16 protein-coding genes are annotated in these 21,372 nt (G+C 65.0%); 9 read left to right on the top strand and 7 right to left on the bottom strand.

Features of this window, described 5'->3' with window-relative positions; all coding sequences use genetic code 11:
• The first annotated feature begins 92 nt into the window (after window positions 1-92).
• From J1M86_RS03270 to J1M86_RS03260, 3 genes are all read left to right on the top strand, one after another.
• Entirely contained in the window at window positions 93-1,517 is a 1,425-nt protein-coding gene (locus tag J1M86_RS03270) for a wax ester/triacylglycerol synthase domain-containing protein (RefSeq protein ID WP_241259525.1), read from the top strand.
• A 206-nt stretch (window positions 1,518-1,723) separates the two neighbouring features.
• Window positions 1,724-2,827 carry a 3-oxoacyl-ACP synthase III family protein gene (locus J1M86_RS03265; RefSeq protein ID WP_083667308.1) on the top strand — a complete coding sequence of 368 codons (1,104 nt, stop codon included), beginning with the start codon at window positions 1,724-1,726 and terminating at the stop codon, window positions 2,825-2,827.
• A complete protein-coding gene (locus J1M86_RS03260; protein WP_206508802.1) occupies window positions 2,811-3,722 on the top strand; it encodes a 3-oxoacyl-ACP synthase in 912 nt (303 codons plus the stop codon). The genes J1M86_RS03265 and J1M86_RS03260 overlap by 17 nt, the downstream gene beginning before the upstream one ends.
• 369 nt (window positions 3,723-4,091) lie before the next feature.
• On the opposite strand, the gene J1M86_RS03255 is transcribed toward J1M86_RS03260, so the two are convergent.
• From J1M86_RS03255 to J1M86_RS03245, 3 genes are read right to left on the bottom strand one after another with little or no spacing between them, the layout of a single operon-like run.
• Entirely contained in the window at window positions 4,092-8,291 is a 4,200-nt protein-coding gene (locus J1M86_RS03255) for a lipid II flippase MurJ (protein ID WP_206508801.1), read from the bottom strand.
• Window positions 8,288-10,651 carry a DUF6049 family protein gene (locus J1M86_RS03250; RefSeq protein ID WP_307786515.1) on the bottom strand — a complete coding sequence of 788 codons (2,364 nt, stop codon included), beginning with the start codon at window positions 10,649-10,651 and terminating at the stop codon, window positions 8,288-8,290. Before J1M86_RS03250 ends, J1M86_RS03255 begins: the two co-directional genes overlap by 4 nt.
• 2 nt (window positions 10,652-10,653) lie before the next feature.
• A complete protein-coding gene (locus tag J1M86_RS03245) occupies window positions 10,654-11,241 on the bottom strand; it encodes an NUDIX hydrolase (protein ID WP_075837752.1) in 588 nt (195 codons plus the stop codon).
• 109 nt (window positions 11,242-11,350) lie between these two features.
• Between J1M86_RS03245 and J1M86_RS03240 the strand changes: the two genes are divergently transcribed.
• Window positions 11,351-12,826: a CCA tRNA nucleotidyltransferase gene (locus J1M86_RS03240; protein ID WP_206508799.1), complete on the top strand. Its 1,476-nt coding sequence runs from the start codon at window positions 11,351-11,353 to the stop codon at window positions 12,824-12,826.
• Between the two features lie 32 nt (window positions 12,827-12,858).
• Here J1M86_RS03240 and J1M86_RS03235 read toward each other — a convergent pair whose 3' ends face one another.
• Both J1M86_RS03235 and J1M86_RS03230 read right to left on the bottom strand, forming a co-directional pair.
• Window positions 12,859-14,136, bottom strand: coding sequence for an MFS transporter (locus J1M86_RS03235; protein ID WP_206508798.1), 1,278 nt, complete (start codon window positions 14,134-14,136; stop codon window positions 12,859-12,861).
• Between the two features lie 24 nt (window positions 14,137-14,160).
• Complete coding sequence (locus J1M86_RS03230) at window positions 14,161-15,093, bottom strand: NAD-dependent epimerase/dehydratase family protein (RefSeq protein ID WP_206508797.1); 933 nt, start codon at window positions 15,091-15,093, stop codon at window positions 14,161-14,163.
• Between the two features lie 173 nt (window positions 15,094-15,266).
• Between J1M86_RS03230 and J1M86_RS03225 the strand changes: the two genes are divergently transcribed.
• The 5 genes from J1M86_RS03225 to J1M86_RS03205 all read left to right on the top strand — a co-directional run bounded on the left by J1M86_RS03225 (window position 15,267) and on the right by J1M86_RS03205 (window position 18,660).
• On the top strand, window positions 15,267-16,190 hold the full coding sequence (locus J1M86_RS03225; RefSeq protein WP_206508796.1) for an ABC transporter ATP-binding protein: 924 nt from the start codon (window positions 15,267-15,269) through the stop codon (window positions 16,188-16,190).
• Window positions 16,187-17,038: an ABC transporter permease gene (locus tag J1M86_RS03220; RefSeq protein WP_206508795.1), complete on the top strand. Its 852-nt coding sequence runs from the start codon at window positions 16,187-16,189 to the stop codon at window positions 17,036-17,038. Before J1M86_RS03225 ends, J1M86_RS03220 begins: the two co-directional genes overlap by 4 nt.
• Window positions 17,028-17,270: a helix-turn-helix transcriptional regulator gene (locus tag J1M86_RS03215; protein WP_187346677.1), complete on the top strand. Its 243-nt coding sequence runs from the start codon at window positions 17,028-17,030 to the stop codon at window positions 17,268-17,270. Before J1M86_RS03220 ends, J1M86_RS03215 begins: the two co-directional genes overlap by 11 nt.
• A 29-nt stretch (window positions 17,271-17,299) precedes the next feature.
• The gene (locus J1M86_RS03210; protein WP_075837755.1) at window positions 17,300-17,989 is read left to right on the top strand and encodes a TetR/AcrR family transcriptional regulator; all 690 of its coding nucleotides are present in this window, start codon (window positions 17,300-17,302) and stop codon (window positions 17,987-17,989) included.
• Between the two features lie 62 nt (window positions 17,990-18,051).
• Entirely contained in the window at window positions 18,052-18,660 is a 609-nt protein-coding gene (locus tag J1M86_RS03205; RefSeq protein WP_075837756.1) for a YqgE/AlgH family protein, read from the top strand.
• A gap of 15 nt (window positions 18,661-18,675) precedes the next feature.
• On the opposite strand, the gene J1M86_RS03200 is transcribed toward J1M86_RS03205, so the two are convergent.
• On the bottom strand, window positions 18,676-20,049 hold the full coding sequence (locus J1M86_RS03200) for a glutamate decarboxylase (RefSeq protein WP_075837757.1): 1,374 nt from the start codon (window positions 20,047-20,049) through the stop codon (window positions 18,676-18,678).
• A gap of 127 nt (window positions 20,050-20,176) precedes the next feature.
• Window positions 20,177-21,322, bottom strand: a complete 1,146-nt coding sequence (locus J1M86_RS03195; protein ID WP_206508794.1) for a diguanylate cyclase — start codon at window positions 21,320-21,322, stop codon at window positions 20,177-20,179.
• Between the last annotated feature and the right edge of the window lie 50 nt (window positions 21,323-21,372).

Here is a 21,372-nt window from a genome sequence, read left to right as displayed (position 1 = left end):
GCCGATGTAGAAATGCAGGTGCTGCAGTTCGACTGCGGCGGCACCCGGCCGCGAGCGACGGCCGCCCTGCAGGCACGGGAAATGGATCGGATATGACGAAGGCGAAGCCGCGATACATGGCGCAGACGGATTTCATGTCCTGGAGGATGGAGGCGGATCCGGTCCTGCGCTCGACGATCGTCGCAGTGGCAGTGCTCGACCGGAGCCCCGATTGGTCCCGGTTCGTCCGGATGATGCGGCGTGGCGTCGACGTGGTCCCGATCTTCCGGCGCAAGGTGGTCATCGATCGGCTCGGCGCGGTTCCGCCGCACTGGGTGGACGACCCCGACTTCGACCTCGGCTGGCATCTGCGGAGATTCACGTTGCCCGACCGCGACGGGTGGGACGGCGTCCTGGATTTCGCCCGGACCACTGGTATGTCGGCCTTCGACACGGCCCGCCCATTGTGGGAGTTCACCGTGCTCGACGGGCTCGCGGACGGGCGGGCTGCTCTCGTGATCAAGGTTCATCATTCCCTGACCGATGGCGTCGGTGGAATGCAGATCGCCAGGGAGATAATGGATTTCACGCGTGAGGGCACGCCACGTGGCGACACCCCGCGCCCGTCGACAGTCGCAGGGGCCGAGGCCGACTCCTCCGTGGCGGACAGTCTGTCCTGGTACCGCGCGACCGGTGGTGCACTGGCCCGGCGGACGGTGTCCTCGGCCGTGCGGGGAGCCGGGAAGCTCTGGTCGGACCCGGCAGCCGCGGTCCGTGAGGCGGCAGCGGTCGTGGGATCGACGGTCAGGTTCGCGCGGCCGGTGTTCTCGACCATGTCGCCGGTGATGACGGAGCGAAGCACGCGCAGGCACTACGCGGCACTCGACGTACCGATCAGCGGACTCACCGCGGCAGCGGCAGCGGGAGGTGGATCGATCAACGACGCATTCCTGGCGTCGATTCTTCTCGGGATGCGGCACTATCACCGCGCTCACGGCGCCGAGATACCGCCGGCGTTGAGGCTCACGCTGCCGATCAGTCTTCGCACCGAAGAGGATCCGATCGGTGGGAACCGGATTACGCTGGCGCGCTTCGCATTACCCACCGATATCGATGATCCGGCCCAATTGATGGGACGGGTCCGTACGACGGTGGAGGCGTGGCGCACCGAACCCGCGGTGCCCCTGTCGTCCACGATCGCCGGTGCCTTGAACCTGCTCCCGGCGACATCGCTGGGGAACATGCTCAAGCACGTGGATTTCGTCGCGTCGAACGTGGTGGGCTCGCCTGTGCCACTCTTCATGGCAGGTGCAGAAATCGAGCGGTACTACGCCTTCAGTCCCACCTTGGGGTCCGCGTTCAATGTGACGTTGATGTCCTACACGTCCGTGTGCTGCATCGGCATCAACGCCGACGTTGCGGCGGTCCCCGATCCGGCGTTGCTGACGTCCTCGATCGCCGAGGGCTTCCGCACGGTCCTGGCGCTGTGCACCGATGAATCGGCCGACACAGCCGTACTCGCCTCCTGGATTCGCTGACGACAACTAGGTCCGGTGATTCGGTCACCGTGGTGACCGGGCTGCTCATGATGTGTCGCGCGCGCATAGCCATTCCTTCCGTTCCGATCAGCGCGGCTCGGCGGCCTGCCGATCGGTTATCGACAGTGGCTGCGAGAAGGGCCCAAATGCTCTGGTTTCGCCGTACGGTGGAAGGGAGTATGTGAGTGATGGAGGTGGACGACACCATGGTCAAGCACTGGCTCGTCATGGAGACCGAGGAGGAGGATCCGCGGGCGCCGTACCGGACCCGAGTGGCCGGCGCGGGCCGGCATCTGCCGGCCACGCATCTCACCACCGAGGACTTGATGGCGTCGACCCGCCACTCGACGAACATCGATCTCGAACGGCTGACGGGCGTGCGGGAGCGGCGTGTGTCGGTCGGAGACGAGGATTCCTACTCGCTGGCCGTCACCGCGGGACTCGACGCCCTGACCAAGTCGGGCCGGGCAGCGGACTCGCTCGACGTCGTGATCAGTTGCAGCATCACGAAATTCCGAAACGGCCTCACCCAATGGCTCGAGCCGACGATGAGCGGTGCGGTCGCACACGCACTCGGTGCCGACAAGGCCATGACCTTCGACCTCTCGAATGCCTGCGCGGGCATGCTCACCGGGGTGACTGTGGTGAACAACTGGATTCGCCAGGGGATCATCGAGCGCGCCCTCGTCGTGAGTGGCGAGTACATCTCCCAGCTCGGTCAGAACGCCGCCCAGCACATCCGTAACGTCATGAGCCGTGAGCTGGCGTCGTTGACGTTGGGCGATGCGGGTGCCGCGCTGGTCCTCGAACGTGCTTCCGCCGGCTCCGGCGGTATACGGGTCGCCGGCTTCACGACGGTGGCGGACCACAGCCGTCTGTGCCTGGCATATCCGATGGGTGAGGATCCCGGCGCCCGCATGTTCACCAAGTCGCGTGCGCTGCAGAAGGCAGCCATCGCCGCTACACCCCTGCTGCTGCACGAGGTCCTCGACTCGGTCGGGATCTCGTTGCACGACATCGATCACCTGATCGCGCACCAGACTTCGACGCGAGCGATCCGGAAAGGCATGGCCGAGCTCGAGACCTCGTTCGGTGAATCCCCGCGTCACGACGCGGTCATCACCGTCGATCGCTACGGGAACACGGCATCGACGACCCACACCGTGGCCCTCATCGAGGAACTCGAAGCCGGGCGCATACAACCCGGCGAGACCGTGGCGTTGATATCGCTGGCGTCCGGCCTCGAGATCGGTGTGGTTCTGCTGACCGTAGACGAAGAATTGGTGGGTTGCTATGGGCACGGTCATTGAGCGGATGGTGGTCACGCGTGCCGGTTGGCTCCACCGGCACAGCGCTCTCCAGGTCGCGGTGACTGCGGCGAAGAACTGTCTCGAACGTGCCGGCCGGGAAGCCGGCGACCTCGACCTCCTCATCAATGCCGGTCTGTACCGCGACCGCAACCTCGGTGAGCCCGCCCTGGCCGCACTGATCCAAGAAGATGTCGGGGCCCACCCCGAGAATCCACACCCGGACGCCCACGGTACGTTCTCGTTCGACGTCGCCAACGGCACCTGCGGAGTCTTGACCGCATTGCAGATCGTCGACGGGTTCCTGCGCTCGGGCACGATCGAGCACGCTTTGGTGGTCGCCAGCGACGCCGATCCGGGCCGCAACCTGAGCGAGGGATTTCCGTTCACCGCGGCAGGGGGAGCGGTGCTCTGCAGGTGGATCGACGGTGAGCCTGGACTCGGGCACGTGTCGTGGGTCAACACTCCCGACGGCGGTGAGTCGTTCCGGGCCACGGTCGGGCAGGTCGATACCGGCAACGTCCTGCGGATCACCGAGTCAGACGTGCTGGACGAACGGTATGCGGATGCGGCGGTGGCCGCGCTCACCGAATGCCTGCGCCGAGAGTCGCTCCGGTTGTCCGACGTCGACTCGATCGTGGCAGCACCGGCGCGCCCCGCATTCCGTCTCGCCCTAGCCGAACGACTGGGGATCGCCGAAACCCGGATCACGGTGGGGGACGACGAATCGATGCATACTGCCGCGCTCGTCGCGGGTCTCGATCGCGGGCGACACCACCGCATGCCCGCGGGCACCCGCACCCTGGTCGTGGCCGCAGGAGCGAGTGTCACCGCCGGCGCCGCGCTGTACACCGAGCCGCCGGTGACGAGTTCGAACGGGTCTGCCTCCAACGGGTAAGGGGCCACGGTTGACCGAGATCCAGTCGTCGGATCCGTTCTCCTCGCGGGGTGATTTCGGACCCTGTACCGTCCGCATCACCACGGTGTTCACCCAATCATGCCGACGAGGACCCCCGCTGAGTGTCTGTGTCGGGTAACGAAATTCGCCGGATCTGCTTCCGGAGGCGGTTCGACCCGAGGGACGCTGAGCGGCTCCGATTACAGAAGAAGCGACAAATAACGAGTTACATCCGATTCTTCGAGGAACTCGGGATCGACGACATCGCGCTGAACGCGTGCGGCTCCCGGCAACGTGCGCGGTCGACAACTATGGAACCGTCAAGTTTTCACGTTTTGTGCGGGTTCAGCATGCGAACTGGTGAATACGTCACTGTTGCGAAAAGACACCGAAATCGGCGATGGTGGATTGGTTGCGCCCACCATCGCTGCTCAGGTCGGTAATCCACAGGAGCACATGACTTGTGGGCTCCGACATCTCGAGCGGGATCTCGGTGACACCGCCCCGGAGCGTCGCTTGGCCGATGACAGTGGTGTCATCGAGGTCCGGAGAAGCACTGGAAGCCGACCTGATTTCCACGACGGTTCCGGGAGTCGGTGTATTGACGTAAGCGTTGGTCAAGACCTCCGAGGCCGGAAGCGTCGCCAGGAGGCCCACGCCGTCCTTGAGGGCCGGGAACGGCTGGAAGTAGGAATCGGTGCTCCACACCGTCGTGGGATCGTTGTCGATCGCGTTGTCCGCGGTTCCGGAGTTGTCGGCGCTGCCGTCAGGAGAGAACACTTCCACCGCGCTCAGCGCCACCGGAGCGGCCTGCGGTGCGCTGGCGTCGGGTGCCGACGGCTCGGCGGGGACGGTTTCCTCCGTCGTCAGGCCGAAGTCCTGTGAGGTCAGCGGTTCGTCGGAGCTACCGCCTGCAATGAGCGTGAGCAGCCAGTAGCCGGCAAAGCCGAGAACGACCACCGTCAGCACACCCAGTACGGCGAGCGCAATGTTGGTCCGTCGTGACCGCTCCTGTTGAGCGCTCAGCTCTTCCGGATCGGCGAGCGAATGCCCGCTTGCACCTGGGGCGCGTTGACCGAGGCGCAGTGCGGGCATCAGATCCGTCTTGTCGTTGACGACAGCGGCCTGATCGAGGACATGCTGAACCGTCGCAGCGGTACGGATGCCGCTGTTCTGCTCGAGCGCGCGGACCGCCACTGCGGAGATCTCGAACGGAACATCGGGCCGGATCTTGCGAGGCTCCACGGGGGCGCCGGCGCTGTCACGATCGGCGGGCTTGAGGCCACCGACCGAGCGCGGTGGGCCGTCGGGTCGCCCGGCGGAGTCCGCGAGTGGCCATCGGGCCGTGATCAACGCGTAAAGCATGGCGCCGAGACCGCGAACATCTGTGCCGGGATCGGCGTCGGCGAGTGTCGCCGGGAAGGCGAGTACGGCGTTTCCGTCACTGCTGATTCGAATTCGATCAGGATGATCGATCGACAGGGCACCGCCGCTGCGATGTGCTGCCTCGGCCGCAGCCGCGAGCACCTTGATCGCACGGGCCGCGCCGGTGGGCGAGGGCACGGTGTCCGCCATCTCACGCAGAGAACGACCGGGCGTCCATTCGGCGACGACGATTCCGCCGGAACTGCCCCGGACCACGTCCAGTACGCGGGCGAGACCCGGTGAGTTGATACGTCCCAGCCGAAGTGTGCGTGACAGAACCGCCTGTGGGCCCTCGGCCCGGTCGGAGGCACGTGCCCCCGCCTGCTGGTCGGCATCGACGAAGGTCAGAGCGACCTCCCGGTCCAGCTTGACGTCGTGCGCCTGCCAGAACTTGAGACCGCGGGCGCCGCCGTGCGGAGCCAGCAGTCGGTAACGGCCACCGGCAACCGAGGCGCCGGGAATGAGCTTCGGCCCGCGAGGTGCGCGCGGAGCATCGGCCGGTGGAGTCGGCACGGTCTGCGCAGGCGTACCGGAGGCATCGGTGGGTGCACCGGCATCGGCAGCGGGCTCGTCACCGCTGTCTTCACTGCTGTCCTGGTCACCGCTGTGCTGGTCACTGCTGTCCTGCGAGTCGGTCTTCTCCTCGACTGTGTCTTCAGTCGAGTCTTCAGCCGAGGAGTCGTCTTCGGCCGAGGAATCGGCGTCAGGTGCCGTGCCGTCGGGTGCTGTGCCGTCGGGTGTTGTGTTGACAGGCGTTGTGTTGACAGGCGCTGTGGCGTCCGCATCGGATGCTGCCTCGGCAGACTCTGTTGACGCGTCTTCGGCCGGGGCGTCGTCGTTGACGGCGTCTTCGGTTTTCGAGCTCTTCGACGATGTAGTGGATGCGGCGGATGTGGAAGACGTGGACTGCATCGGTGTCTTCTTCGTGCGTTCGTCCACCTCGACTCCACCGGTTGCTCGGTCGGTGCCGTTCGCTACGGACTCGGCCGGCCCCCCAGCCACTTCGTCGTCGGTCACTCTTGCTCCTTCTTGCGTCTGTGCCCCGGGTCGTCCCATACGTCTACCCGGCTCAGGAATACCTGCTGGTGACGGCGTCCCGGTTCGCCGTGATCCAGGGTACGGGAGTTGTCGACCTGCAGTCTCCCATGTAGCGGCACCTGTAACGACCGGTATCGTCTCGGTCTTGTCCTCGGCGAAGGGTGCAACCGGCTCGGGCGGTGTGGCCGCCACTCCCCGCGCTCGATTCACGAGTCGGCGCAGTGCGACGGTAACGGCGAGTACTTCGGGGATTCTGCCGAACCACAGAATCGAAAACGTGATGCCGAGCATGATTACACCGCAGAAACCGACTCTGAGCATGGCTCCGATGGATCCGAGGGGTTCGGTCAGTCCTTCGAGATCGGCGATGCGATCGATGGCGAGCATCGCGGTGCCGCCGGCTGCGGATGCGAGCAACACCATCCAGATCGTCTTGCCGACGTTGATCATTCGTAGGTCGCCGAGACTCCGGTGCAGTAAGAAGCCACCGATGCATGCGCCGACGACGAAGCCGAGCCCGTTCGCGACACCGAGCCACAGCACCACCTGCTGGTCGCTACTGGCCACGAAAGGGGCCAGGGCCGACAGCGCGATCTTGACGCCGGTGATGCCGAGAATGATCCAGGTGGGTGTCCAGGCCTGCTCGCGGGCATAGAACACGCGGAGATGGATCAGCACCAGCGCATACGGGATCAGCGTGAATGCCGACCAGCTGACGGCCTCGCCGAGACGGCTGGCCTCGTTCGCGAAGTTACCGAAACCGAACAGTGCTTCACCGACCCAGGGCCCGGCGAACGTCAGAAACACGACGATGGGCACGAGAGCGACGAGGGTCATCCTCGTGGCAACGGACAGATCGTCGACGACGGCCGGGTCGTTGCCCTCGGCGGCGTTGCGGCTCAGTCGCGGCATGATTGCCGTGAGCACCGTGACACCGAGGATGCCGTACGGCAGTTGCAGCAGAATCCAGGCCTGGGAGTAGATGGCCGGGCCGGCTGAGTCGGCGTCGGCAGAAATTCTGGTCGCGAAGACGAGGCCGGCCTGACTGATGACGACGTACAGAACGATCGCGACAGCCATTCCGCCGAACGCTTTGAGTCGAGCATCGAATCCCCACATCGGCCGGAGATCGATCTTTTCTCGCTTCAGCGCCGGGATCAGGGCGAGCACCTGGGTGATGACACCGGCGGTCACGCCCAGTCCGAGGATGAGCACGTGCGGATCGCTCATCCGCACCGGGTCGAGCGTGATCTCCCCGGGCACGAAGAAGTACAGCGAGAAGATCCCGAGGACGACGAGGTTGTTCCACACTGGAGCCCAGGCACCGGGCTTGAAATTCTGCCGAGTATTCAGCACCGCGGTGAGCAGCCCGGACAGTCCGTAGAACAGGATTGCCGGCAGCAACAGGTACGACAGGGCGGTGGTCAGCTCGCTGCTGACCTTGGCGTTCTCGTCGATGAGCATGCGGCTGAGCAGGGGCGCGAACAGTGTCGCGACCAACGCGACGACGGCGAGCATCGTGAACGCGATGGTGAACAGCCTGCGAACGAACGACGCACCGCCGTCGGCGTCCTCCATCTCGGCCCGCACCAGAACCGGAACGACGATGGCCGTGAGAACTGCGCCGAGCACCAGCTCGGAGATCATGTTGGGCAGGATCGTCGCGGATGTGAACGAACTGGCGATCGCGCCACCCAGAATCGCGAGCATCACGATCTGCTTGAAGAAGCCGGTGATACGGCTGACCAGGGTGGCGATCGCGATCGATCCCGTCGACGCCAGCAAACTCTTCTGCGGTCTCGCCGGTGGCTTGCCCGGCGGCTCCTCCGGCGCGGACGCCTGCTGCGGTGGCGTCGCGGCGGGCGGATAGTCCTCGTCGCGGAAACGCGGGATCAGCTGGGTGACCGAGTTGTCGGGCGCGGGGCCGCCGTCGGGAGCCGGCGGAGCCGGATAGCTGCGCATCTCGCGCGGCGGCTCGTTCGCCCGTCGTTCCCACGGTGCTTGCCGCGGCGGCGCGGATCTCCGGAAGACCTGTGTGGCAGGTAGGCGCGCGGCGTCACCCTCGTAGGGCACTCCACCCCGGTAGGGCACGTCTCTACCCGTCATGGCCGTTCGTACCCTTCGTCGGCTGGGTCGGGTTGACCCTTGAACCGGTGCCACAGTCGACGCCCCGCCAGCAGCAGCAGAAGAACGCCTGCGGAGGCGGTGATGATCGCCAAAGCCTGTCCGTACGCGTTCGACCGTACGTTCACGGTGGACGGTTCGCCCAATTGTTGGCCGTCGAGGGTGGTGAGCGAGAAGTCGACGGCGAGATTGCGGCTGTCGTCGACCTGGGCGGGAACGGTGATCGTGCGGCTTCCGCGAGCGGGCAGCGCCGTCACCCCGACGTCGGTGACGGTCATCTCCGGCGGTGCGTCGACCTCGAGGCGCACGTTGACACCTACGGGCAGGTCGTTGCGGGCGACGAGTAGCAGCGGGCTCTGCTCTGAAGCAAGCGTGTAGACGCCGCCGGGAGCGAGCACCGTCACCGAACGGTAGATGGAGTCCAGCCCTGCCTCGGCACCGTCCATGCGGACGTTCGCCGCGGCTCTGTCCGCGGTACCGATGGTGCGGAGCAGGTCCTCGCGCAGCGGCGCGGTGTAGCGCTGCGGGGTCAGTTCCGATTGTGGAGCTTCGACGAGCGAGCCCCGCAACGCTTCGATGCGTTTGCTCTGCGCGCGGACGCGATCTTCGAGCGCTACGTCCCGACCGGCCTGGCCGACGGTTCGCGTTTCGACGGGCAGGCCACTCGGTTCCTCGGCGGCGAGTTCTGCGAACGGGCGGGGGGTGGCAAGCCCGGAACGTAGCAACGACGAAACAGTGGACAGCACCGCGGCGGGTTCGTCACCGTCGGCTGTCCAGTATTGAGGTGGCGCAATTGTCAGCGTTCGCGGCGGACCCCCACCGAAATCCTGCGGCTTCGACAGCGCCTGATAGGTGACGGCGCCCAACGCATCCTGCAGTCGAGCGGTCCGAGAGTCCCCGGTCAGGTTGTATCGCTGCTCGTCGGGGGTGAACTCGGGAGTAGCGGGTTGATCACCCACCGCAGCCAGCGCCGTCGCCGTCGGTGCATCGAAAACGGTGACGGCGAGGTCGGCGAGGACATCGTTGCCACCGACGACGCCAGCGACGGCTCCGCCCGCCGCTGGGGCGATGCTGTTGTCCGCGAGCAGCGCGGTGCGAGGGCCGATCGATCGGACTGTCGCCGCACCGGCCTCACCGAGTTGCCCGGAGGAACTCCAGATGATGCCGCGCGTCGACGTCACTCCCAGGAGGGTGTCGACGATGTCCGCCGGCGATTCCAGCGCGGCAGAGGCGAGTGAGGCGTCGCCCACGTTGCCCAGGGTGTCGAGATCGACCTGAGCGAACGGCACAGCCGTCACACACATCGAATCGGTGACAGTCTCGAGTCGCGTCAACCAGTCGGACGCGGCCTGAGCGCCGGTACCCTCGCGGGCCGGGCCCGTCGGATCGGCGGGGTCGTCGACGATCAAGTAACCGCGGGTCATGTTGGAGACCGTGATGAGAAGGTCCGGGTCGACGGCGAGACACATGCTCTCGGCGAGCCGGCCGTCGGGATCGAGCTGCTCGGTAGTGGCGAACTCGACGGCGCCGAGCAACCGGTCGAGCCGGCCGCCGGGGGCCAGCTCGTCGGCGAGTTCGTCGTCGACCAGTCGTACTCTGTCCTCGATCGATCCTGGGACTCCCGCTGCCAGCCGCGGTTTGTCGGTGAGGGGCCACAGCACCGTCGTAGCCACCGGGTCAGCGGTGCTCGGTGCCTGTGGGCCTGCCTCGGGACCCAATGGGTCCAGAGCCGTCGGGTCGCGCGGTACACCGGTGACGGGTAGCAGGAAGCGCGCATCGTCGAGACGTGCGGCGCCGCCGAACTCGGGCGTGCCGTTGACATTGAGCAGAAGGGGATAGACCCCGGGCTCGTCGATACCCAGAGACGGCCCCAGCGTGCTTCGAAGCGGCATCGATATGACGAACTGCGCGCTCTCGCCGCGCTCGAGACCGGCACTGACCGTCTCGAAGTCACCCACGTTGTCGTATTGCTGCCGACCGGGCACGAGAGACGTACGAAGCTCCTCGGACCGGTCGATCGCTTCGGCGCTCTGCATGCGCACGGCCACCTCGTCGACGCGTCGATCACCGGTGTTGGTCACGGTGGCTCGGACTGTGACGAACGGTTCACTGGTGGTGGTGACCGTGCTCGGCGCAACGGTGTCGATCGCCAATGACAGGAATTCATCACCCTGAGACGTCTGCGGAAGCTCGGACTCGGCGGACTCCGAATCGGTCTCGCCCGCGGTGTTCTCCTGCGCGGTGCTTTCCTGCGAACCGAGATCCTGGGCCGATGCCATACCAGGGGCGAACGCCACCAGGAGTGCGGTCGATGCGACTGCGGTGATCGTGGAGAGCCGCACTCTCACTCCCGGCCGTCAGGCGATTCGGGATCCGATTCGCTCGTGCCGCCGTCGTTCTTCCCAGCCTCGCTCATATCCTCGATCAACTGACCTGCGATGGCAGCGAGCTTGCGCTCGTCGGCATAGGCCAACCGCGACGGGAGTTCGCTGAGCGGAACCCAGGCCACCTCGGTGACCTCGACGTCCTCGTCGGACAGCTCGCCGCCGAGGAAACGAAGAAGGTAGTGGTGAACGGTCTTGTGTACTCGCCGACCCTCGGTGACGAACCAGTAGTCGATGCTGCCCAACGACGCGAGCACCGTGCCGCGGATGCCCGTTTCCTCGGCGACCTCACGCATCGCCGTCTGCTCGGCCGTTTCACCCTGCTCGATGTGACCCTTCGGTAGCGACCACAGGAGTCGGCCGCGACGGTCCGTGCGCCCGATCAGTGCAGCGCACCGCATCGCCGGTGGGCCGTCGAGACCGTCGACGACCAGGCCGCCAGCGGAGGTCTCGCGGACGGTGCGCAGCCGTGGCTTGTCGCCGTCGACACGTGCATTCCGCCGCCGCGGATTGCGGCGGCTCCTGTTTGCACGTTCGCCAGCAGACACCCGATCCATACTAGATGGAAAGACCGTGCGTTCCCCGCATCTAGATCGTGGGTCATTCCGGAGACGGGCATCGGCGTTCGATCTTGCCCTCCCACTAGGCTCTATCGACGTGGCCGACAAGATTTCAGCAGCTGGACAGTCCGAGAAGTCGGAAGAACGACGGGCGAGACTGTTGGCGGCTGCTGCGGTCACCCTCAACGAACTCTCTCCCATCTTGACGCCGTTGGCCGGCCGGTTCGCGGCCGCAGGTCACGAGCTCTACCTCGTCGGCGGCAGCGTGCGCGACGCCGTGCTGGGTCGACTGGGGACGGACTTGGATTTCACCACCGACGCGCGGCCCGAGATCGTTCAGCAGCTGCTGTCGGGTTGGGCCGACAATCAGTGGGACACCGGAATCGCGTTCGGCACGATCAGCGCGGCCAAGGGTGATCAGGTCATCGAGATCACCACTTTTCGTACCGACTCGTACGACCAGGTCTCGCGCAATCCCGAGGTTCTGTACGGCACCTCGCTCGAAGAAGATCTGATTCGCCGTGACTTCACGGTCAACGCCATGGCTGTTCGCCTCGGCGCAGACGGGGCGCAGGAGTTCGTCGACCCGCTCGGCGGCATGGATGCACTCCTCGAGGGGCTGCTGGACACGCCGTCGGCGCCGGAAAAATCCTTCGGAGACGATCCGCTGAGGATGTTGCGCGCCGCTCGCTTCGTCTCCCAGCTAGGTTTCTCGCTGATCCCGCGCGTTTACACGGCGATCACCGAGATGGCGGGTCAGATCGAGCGGATCACCGCCGAGCGTGTGCAGGTGGAACTCGACAAGCTGATTCTCGGCGATTTCCCGGTCGAGGGGATCGACGTCATGTGCGAGACCGGTCTTGCCGGCTACGTGCTGCCCGAGGTGCCGGCGATGAAGCTCGAGATCGACGAGCACCATCAGCACAAGGACGTGTACTGGCATTCGCTGACCGTGCTCGTGCAGGCGATCGATCTCGAGGACGGCGATCCAGATCTCGTATTACGTTGGGCTGCACTGCTTCACGACATCGGTAAACCCGATACCCGAAAGCACGAGCCCGGTGGTGGCGTCAGCTTCCACCATCATGAGGTCGTCGGGGCGAAGATGGTGCGCAAGCGTTTGCGTGCGTTGAAGTACTCCAAGCGGATGGTCGACGACATTTCGCACCTGGTTTTCTTGCACCTGCGCTTCCACGGATACGGCAAGGGGCAGTGGACCGATTCGGCGGTGCGCCGCTATGTCACCGATGCAGGCGAGCTGCTGCCCAAGTTGCACAAACTCGTTCGAGCCGACAGCACCACGCGCAACAAGCGTCGCGCCGCCGCACTGCAGGCCACGTACGACGACCTCGAACAGCGGATAGCCGTGCTGGCCGAACAGGAGGATCTCGCCCGGGTGCGGCCCGATCTCGACGGCAACGCGATCATGGAGTTGCTCGGGATCGAGGCCGGTCCCGATGTCGGGAAGGCGTGGAAGTTCCTCAAGGAGCTCCGCCTCGATCGCGGTCCCCTCCCCCGTGAGGAAGCGGAGAAGGCGCTCCTCGAGTGGTGGTCGGGCGCTCCGCGCACGTGAGCGGAAATACATAGCCCGACACGGATTTCCGCTCACATGCGCGAAGCGCCCAGGAGGCCGAGGACGTAGACGAAGCCACCGGCATAGACCACGGCATGCGCGGAGGCTTCGTCGGCCAGGTTGGCTGTCGTCGGCCCGATCACGAAGGCGGCCACAGCGAGGGCGGCGACGAAGAAGATGTTGAACACGGTGTCCTGAAGGGCGAACACGCGGCCGCGGTGGTCGTCGTCGATCTCCGTCTGCATCGAGGCGTCGCCGGTGAGTTTGATGGTTTGACCGGCGATCCCCAGCAGAAACGCACCGATGAGCAGACTGTTCTGTGTCAGGGTTGCGACGAAGGTCACTTGCACGATCGCGGCGCCGATCAACCCCACCACGATGGTGCGTATGCGGCCCAGTCTCGGCAGCACGAACGGCGTCAGGAGTGCAGCAACGAGCATCCCTGCGGCGGTCGCGCCGACGGCGATGCCGAATCCTGCGAGCCCGCCGGACAGTGAACTGGAAGTGGTCTCCCGCAGAATCAGCACCATGACGAGGGTGTCGATGCCGAATGCGATGCGGTGGGCACCGATGCCGGTCATCGCGGCGGTCACGGTGGGCGAGTTCCATACGGCTACGGCGCCCGATCTCAGTCCCGTCGCGATGACGACGAGTGTTTTCGTTGCCTGTCGGTCCTCGGCCAAGGTGGCGGGTCCGAGGGAGTGTCGGCGGAAACCGGCTGCAGCGATGGCGCCGACGATCGAGCCGGACGCCGACGCGGCGACGGCGATTCCCGATCCGAGGTCGCCGGCGCCGACGTAGCCGATGATTGCCACGGCTGCCCCCGCCCCCGCGGCGGCAAATCCGGAGCCGATGGTCGCGAGCAGCGAGTTCATGGGAACGAGCCAAGCGGTTCGGACGACGTGGGGCAGTGAAGCCGATACACCTGCGAGTACGAATCTGCTCAATCCGACGGTGGTCAGTGCCAGCAGCAGCAGCGGCGTTTCTCCCCCGCCCGAGAGAAGCACCGCAGCGGTGACGCCGATCAGCAGCAGGCGGATCACGTTCGCCCACAGAATCACGGCGCGTCGGTCCCACCGGTCGAGCATGGCGCCTGCAAACGGCCCGATCACCGAGTACGGCACGAGCAGCACGGCGAATCCGGCTGCGATGGCGGCTGGGCTCGACTCCCGTTCTGGATTGAACAGGATCGCGCCGCTCAGGGCGGCCTGAAATAGGCCGTCCCCGAACTGGCCGGCAAATCGTACGGTGGTGAGCCTGCCTGCCCCCGGGGAATTGCGTAGCCGGGTCCGGAAGGTCTCGTCGCTCACTTACGGCACTGTAGCCGCGGCCAGTCAGGGCGTCTGCGTCAGCTCCGCGGCCTTCCACCACGCGATGGTCGCTGCGGCGCCCTCGATGTGGGGAGTCGGCGTCGATCCTAGTATTTCTTGGCTGCGAGCGCTGTCGAGGACGAACGGGTACTGGAACTGGTACAGGGTGTCACCGAGTTCTTTGAGTTGACCGGGGAAGAGTGCGAGCGTTCGCATCAACCAGGCGGGAACCGTTCCCACCTTGGGCATTTCCACGCCGGCAGCGTTGGCGAACAGTTGGATCATCTCGCGTTGTGAGACGGCCGGCGCTGTGGGTGCGTGGAGGAGGGTGTTCCAGAGCGCTGGTGTGCCCGCAGCTGTGATCATGGCGGCGGCGAGATCGGGAACGTAGGTGAACGAGTGTGGGATGTCGGCATTCGCGATCACTCGAATAGGCTTGCGAGCGAGTACGTTCGCCACTACGCGCTCGCCCATGTGCGAGGTCTTCACGCGGGGGCCGTAGAAGTCCGAAGCAGCCACGCTCACCGTGGGATTGACGTGCGCGTCACGCGCGGCGAGCAGTTCGGTGCGCACGCCGAGTTTGCGGTGGGTCGCGGTTCGAGGAGAGTCCTCGCGGATGGGACCGGGGACGCGCCCGTAGGAATAGAGGCTTTCGGGGAACGCGACGACGGCGCCGTTCGCGGCGTCGAGTACGTGCTGTTCCATCGTGGGAAGCTCTGCGCGCCATGCCTTGTCGGTGTATGCAACATGGGTGCAGTTGAAGATCGCCGCAGCGTCGTCGAATGCGGCATGGAGACTGCCGGCAGAGATGTCGACGCGTCGCCGTTCGATTGCGGGGTGGTCGGGTCCGGTTCCCGAGCGGGTCAGGATTCGCACCGAATGCCCCCGTGCAACAAGTTGTTCGGCGACCGACCAGCCGACCGGTCCGGCTCCGATGACTACGTGTGTCTGGTTCATGGCTTCTCCTCGACGGAAAGTGTGAGCACTGCTCTCTGTAGTTCGAGTGTGCGCCGTTGCGGGAAAGAAAACAAGAGCGGTGCTCTCGAAATTGGTCGGCAGAACCTATAGCCAATACGTTATGTAGTACATATGCTACAAACCATCAGGCACCCACAACAGTAGGGAACTCGATGAAAACTGCAGGGGATGTCGTCATCGACGTCGACGGATTACGGATGCGATACGGAACCACGGACGTTCTGACGGGCGTCACCTTTCGCGCACACCAGGGCGAAGTGCTGGTCATGCTGGGCCCGAACGGTGCGGGAAAGTCGACCACCCTCGAGATCCTCGAAGGATTCCGCATGCGATCCGCGGGACAGGTCCACGTCCTCGGCATCGACCCAGCAGACGGCGATGAGGCCTGGAGAGCGCGGATAGGCGTCGTGCTGCAGTCGTGGCGAGACCACGGGAAGTGGAAAGTCCGAGAGCTACTGGACTACCTCGGTTCCTTCTACGCTCCCTACGGTACCCAGGCGAGTCCGCGCCCCTGGGTGATAGCCGACCTTCTCGACGTAGTCGGCCTGACCGACCAAGCGGACACGAAAATCAAGTCCCTCTCCGGCGGGCAGCGGCGCCGAATGGATGTTGCCATCGGCATCGTCGGCCGGCCCGAGCTGCTGTTCCTGGACGAACCCACCGCGGGATTCGACCCCGATGCGCGTCGCGAATTCCACGATCTGGTCCATCGACTGGCCGATCTCGAAGGCACCACCATCATGGTCACCACCCACGACCTGGACGAGGCCGAGAAACTGGCCGACCGCACGATCATCCTGGCCGGGGGACGCATCATCGCCGACGGCTCGCCGGAGCAACTCGCGCGCATGATGCCTACGGACTCCGAGGTCCGGTGGAGTGTCGACGGCCAGCGGTCGGTACACAGCACCACCGCGTCCGTTGAATTCGTGCACGATCTGTACGTCCAGTACGGCAATCGGGTCACCGAGCTCGAGGTTCGGCGCTCGTCCCTCGAAGACACCTACATGAGGCTCGTTCATCAAGCCGGGTCCACGGATTCGGATATCACCACACTCGAGGAGGTTCGGCGATGAACCCGACAACTGTCGCGGTACGAGCCGGCATCCGCCGGACCGGAATCGAAGTGCGGCAACAGTTCACCGACATCCAGGGGCTTCTCAACCTGTTTCTGTTTCCAACCCTGATCATGGTTGCGCTGTTCTTCATGCGTAACGGCACATTCGAGTCCAGTGGCTTCGTGCTGGCCTCCTTGGCCCTGCCCGGTGTGTTGGGCACCATCATCTTCTTCAACGGGCTCTACGGCATCGGCGAAAGCCTCGTCCTGGACTGCGAGGACGGAACATTGTTGCGGGCCAAAGCGACTCCGAACGGAATGATCGGTTATTTCATCGGCAGGATCGGTGCCAGCGCCGCAGCCGTTGCCGTTCAGGTGCTGGCCATTCTCGTCACCGGCTGGTTCATCGTCGGAGGAGTTGCCCTCGACAGCTTCTCTGCATGGTCGACCCTGCTCTGGGTACTTGTTCTCGGTCTCCTCTCGGCGCTGTCCATCGGGGCCGTTCTGGGTGCAACCGTCGGGACCGCACGTGGCCTGTTCTTCGTCACCATGCCGCTCATGGGGGTCATCGCGATATCTGGAATCTTCTACCCGATCACCGCCCTACCAGGTTGGTTGCAGGGCGTCGCGCAAGTGCTCCCCTGCTACTGGCTCGGCCTGGGACTGCGCTCCGCGCTGCTACCCGCCGACGCTGTGGCCATCGAAATCGGCCAGTCCTGGCGACACATGGAGACCCTCGGCGTCCTCGGTGCGTGGGCTGTCGCCGGGCTGGTGCTGGCACCGATAGTGTTGCGACGCATGGCCCGGAACGAGTCCGGTAGCAAGATGGACGAACGACGAGACAAGGCTTTGCAGCGTGCCTACTGAAGTGATCTACAACCGCATCGCGATGCTCCGCGCCGAGCGCGGGATCTCGAGGCGAGAACTCGCAGAGGCGCTCGGGGTGCATTACCAAACCGTGGGTTACCTCGAGCGGGGTGAGTACAGCCCCAGCCTGCACCTCGCGCTGCGGATCGCCGCGTACTTCGAGGTATCCGTCGAAGTGATCTTCTCCACGGACCCCTTCGCTCGACTGGGGTCCAAGGACTCCACGGCCTGAGATCATCGGCGACGTTTACTGTGGCACTCATGGCGACCACACCCCGTGAACGTGCCCGGGCGCAGACGCTGGCCGATATCACCCGTATCGGCCGGGATCATCTCGCTGCCGACGGCGCCGCCGCGCTGTCGCTGCGCGCCGTAGCACGCGACCTCGGCGTCGTATCCTCGGCTGTCTACCGATACGTCAAGAGTCGGGACGAGCTGCTGACCCTTCTCGTGGTCGACGCTTACAACGAACTGGGTGATGCCGTCGACGCTGCAGTCGAGGACGCGGACGGGACCGTCGAGAAGTTCCGTGCTCTCGGCCGGACCGTCCGCGCCTGGGGTCTGCGGGAACCTGCGCGGTACGCACTGTTGTTCGGTAGCCCGGTCCCCGGCTACCACGCACCGGCAGAGCAGACGACCGGACCGGGCACACGGGTGATCGTCACCCTCGTCTCCCTCTTCGACGCGGCATATCGTGCGGGCAGCCTCATCGAACGTGCCGCAGATGTCCCGTTGTCCGGGTTGCAGTCCGACTTCGCCGAGGTTCGCCGGGGCCTGGGCACCGACATTCCCGACGAAACCATCGCTCGCGGGGTACTGGTGTGGGTCTCGTTGTTCGGCGCGGTGAGCTTCGATGTCTTCGATCAGTACGGGCGCACCACTTTCGGCGACAGGGACCAATTGTTCGAGTATCAGCTGGCACGCCTGGTCGAAATCGCCGGTTTTCGCTAGCGCGAAAAACTCGTCCGATTCCTTGCGCCACAACTGCACGTGCTCGGTGCCACAATGAAACGATGGCTGCGCATGCGGAGGAACCGGAAGACCAGACGGCATGGGTCGAGCAGGCGGTGCGTCCAGGAAGCCTGCTGGTCTCGTCGGTGGAACTCGTCGAGCCGACATTTCGACGCACCGTCATCTACATCATCGAGCACAACGACGGCGGCAGCCTCGGTGTGGTGATCAACCGGGCGAGCGAGACTGCGGTCCAGAATGTTCTGCCACAGTGGGCGGACCTCGCCGCGCGTCCCCGGGCCCTTTTCGTCGGAGGCCCCGTCAAACGGGATTCGGCGCTGTGCCTCGCCACGGTGCGTACCGGGATCGACATCGACGGCGTCCCGGGTGTCCGCCGCGTCGACGGACGCGTTGTGATGGTCGATCTCGACTCGAACCCGGCCGATATTGCCCCCTTGGTCGAAGGCGTGCGCATTTTCGCCGGGTACTCGGGCTGGACTTTCGGCCAGCTGGAAGGTGAACTCGAACGCAACGACTGGATGGTTCTCTCCGCGCTCGCCTCGGACGTCATCGGCCCGCCGAAAATCGACCTGTGGGCGCACGTGCTGAGGCGCCAACCCATGCCCCTGGCCATGCTTGCCTCGCACCCGATCGACGTCGAACGGAACTAGGTTCCGTACAGGGGATCAGTGCGCGAAGTGGGTCGCCGTCGAGTGTCTGGTCCCGTCCGCGTCGAGTTGCTCGACCACCTCGCCGATGGACATGCAGAGCAATCGCCCGAGATCGGCGCTGAAGCCCTCACGCACCACGATGCGGAGAACCGCGACGTCGGTCGCATTCTCGGGCATCGTGTACGCGGGCACCTGCCAGCCGCGCGCGCGGAGTTCGTGCGAGATGTCGAAGACGGTGTAGCTGCGCTCCCCGGACAGCGTGAACGAGACCACCGGTATCGCGCTGCCGTCGGTGATCACCTCGAACGCGGGATGCTCGGCGAGGTGCGCGCTTACGCGAACAGCTGTGTTTCGCAGGGCTTCCATGATGTTGGTGTAACCGGAACGACCGAGGCGCAGAAAGTTGTAGTACTGGCCGATGACCTGGTTGCCCGGCCGCGAGAAGTTGAGGGTGAACGTGGGCATGTCCCCGCCGAGGTAGTTCACGCGGAAGACGAGTTCCTCGGGTAGGTCTTCCTTGGTGCGCCAGATCGCGAAACCGATTCCCGGATAGGTCAATCCGTACTTGTGGCCGCTGGCATTGATGGATTTGACGCGAGGCAGACGAAAGTCCCATTCGAGCTGCGGATGGAGGAACGGTACGACGAAACCGCCGCTGGCCGCGTCGACGTGTACCGGTACATCCGGCCCGCCCCCGGCAGCCAGGGCGTCGAGTACGCCGCAGATCTCGGCGACGGGTTCGAGCTCCCCGGTGAATGTGGTGCCGAGGATGGCCACCACCGCGATGGTGTTCTCGTCGACGGCCTCGCGTACCTGCTCGGTGGTGATGACGTAACGACCCTTTTCCATCGGAAGGTACTTGGGTTCGACATCGAAATAGCGGCAGAACTTTTCCCATACCACCTGAACATTGCTGCCGAGAACCAGATTGGGCCGGGTGGTGTCGGCATCACCCCGCCGCGCACGCCAGCGCCATTTCAACGCCAAACCGGCCAGCATGACGGCCTCGCTCGACCCGATCGTCGACACACCGGTCGCGCTGGACGGGTGCTCGGCGTCCAGACCGGGCGCGTGAAAGAGATCGGCGACCATGTTCACGCATCGCTCCTCGATCGATGCCGTCGCCGGGTATTCGTCCTTGTCGATCATGTTCTTGTCGAACGTCTCGGCCATCAGTTTTTCGGCCTGTGGATCCATCCACGTGGTGACGAACGTCGCGAGGTTGAGGCGGGATGAGCCGTCGAGCATGAGTTCGTCGTGGATGAATCGGTATGCGGCCTCGGGATCGAGTTGTTCCTCCGGCAAACGCAGAGCAGGCACTGGATTCGTCGCGAATCGGCCTGTGTAGGCCGCAGCGATCACGCCGTGGGGATGCTCGATTCGGGCCATGTGTCCTCCATACGGATCGCAGATACGGTCCCGACGCTAGTGAGGGTGAGCCGAGAACGCCTCACCCTTTGCAGGCGAAACTCGCGCCCCGGACGGGCTGTTGATTCCTCGGACGGCGAACCCGCGGTCACAGATCGGTGGTTGCCGTCCGGTTGCCGCCGCCGTACTTGGCGCGGTACATCATCGAATCCGCTGCTCGGGTGGCGCGGGTGAGGACATCCGAGCTCGACTGCCAGCGATCGACCGCACTGGAGACGATCGACGCACCCACACTGACCGTGATGGGGATGTGGTCTTCGCGACGATGCAAAGTGTGGCCGATTCGGCCGATCAAGTCGTGAACCTGCCCTGCGGGACTGGAGAAAACGACGACGTACTCCTCGCCGCCGGTTCGCGCAACCACACCGATGTCCGCAAACAGCGTTTGCAGCCGAGTTGCGACTGTTGCGATGACCCGGTCTCCGCTGTCGTGACCGAAGTAGTCGTTGACGGCCTTGAAGCGATCGATGTCGATCACCACGACGACGAACACCTCACTCGTCTGCCTGCTTCGCAGCCACAGGTCCTCCGCAGCGTCCCCGAGTCCCCGCCGATTGAGCAGACCGGTCAGCGGATCGACGAGGGATCGGCGAGCATCCAGCCCGATCGCCGTCCAAGCGATATGTGCGAAAAGCGGAACGGAGGTGTTGATAGCAAGAATGACCAATCCTGCGGCGAGAGTGGACGGAACGTCGTCGTCGCCATAGCGGGCCGCCCGCGCAATCGCGATGGTGATGAACACGGAACACCATACGAGGTGGGCCAGCAGCCACCGCGGCGACAGAAAGTAGGTGAACAACGCGCCTGTGACGACGAAGAGCGCACACCCGTAGAGGGTCGCGTCGGGGTCGTGGAGCACAAGCACCGAGGTGAGGCCGAGATCCCCGAAGAGAGCAAAGGCGATGAAGTCGCGCCGAACCGGCAACGGTCCGAAGAACCACCGGAGGGCGACAGCCAGTTGCGCCAGTAGCACCAGCCCGACCCATGCCTGCGCCATCAGGCTGGAGGGGCCCTGTGAGCTGAACAGCATCAGAATCGACGTTGCAGCGAACAGCAGGGTGGCTGCGCCGAAAACGAGTCGAAGCGGAGCCTGCAGCCCACGCGTCGAGCGATGCGCGACGATCCACTCGTAGTCGAAGGGTTGGCGGTACCACTCCTCGAGGAGCGTGCTCGTCGAGAAACTGTTGGTCCGCCGATGGCTGGCCGCACGGGGCGCCCCGGGACCGCGACTCATCGGCGGTCGCTTTTCGTTCGTTGCTGCCTCCAGCCACTACCCGATCCAGT

Source organism: Rhodococcus sp. KRD197, from assembly GCF_017168235.1.
GTDB lineage: Bacteria > Actinomycetota > Actinomycetes > Mycobacteriales > Mycobacteriaceae > Rhodococcoides.
Note: the sequence above shows the minus strand (reverse complement) of the source record. Positions and strands in the feature narration are given on the sequence as shown.

Coding starts and splice junctions, on each gene's coding strand:
- J1M86_RS03260 (WP_206508802.1), top strand. CDS start 2,811: ATGGGCACGGTCATTGAGCGGATGGTGGTCACGCGTGCCGGTTGGCTC.
- J1M86_RS03200 (WP_075837757.1), bottom strand. CDS start 20,049: ATGGCCCGAATCGAGCATCCCCACGGCGTGATCGCTGCGGCCTACACA.
- J1M86_RS03265 (WP_083667308.1), top strand. CDS start 1,724: ATGGTCAAGCACTGGCTCGTCATGGAGACCGAGGAGGAGGATCCGCGG.
- J1M86_RS03225 (WP_206508796.1), top strand. CDS start 15,267: ATGAAAACTGCAGGGGATGTCGTCATCGACGTCGACGGATTACGGATG.
- J1M86_RS03210 (WP_075837755.1), top strand. CDS start 17,300: ATGGCGACCACACCCCGTGAACGTGCCCGGGCGCAGACGCTGGCCGAT.
- J1M86_RS03205 (WP_075837756.1), top strand. CDS start 18,052: ATGGCTGCGCATGCGGAGGAACCGGAAGACCAGACGGCATGGGTCGAG.
- J1M86_RS03255 (WP_206508801.1), bottom strand. CDS start 8,291: ATGACGGGTAGAGACGTGCCCTACCGGGGTGGAGTGCCCTACGAGGGT.
- J1M86_RS03220 (WP_206508795.1), top strand. CDS start 16,187: ATGAACCCGACAACTGTCGCGGTACGAGCCGGCATCCGCCGGACCGGA.
- J1M86_RS03195 (WP_206508794.1), bottom strand. CDS start 21,322: ATGAGTCGCGGTCCCGGGGCGCCCCGTGCGGCCAGCCATCGGCGGACC.
- J1M86_RS03270 (WP_241259525.1), top strand. CDS start 93: ATGACGAAGGCGAAGCCGCGATACATGGCGCAGACGGATTTCATGTCC.
- J1M86_RS03230 (WP_206508797.1), bottom strand. CDS start 15,093: ATGAACCAGACACACGTAGTCATCGGAGCCGGACCGGTCGGCTGGTCG.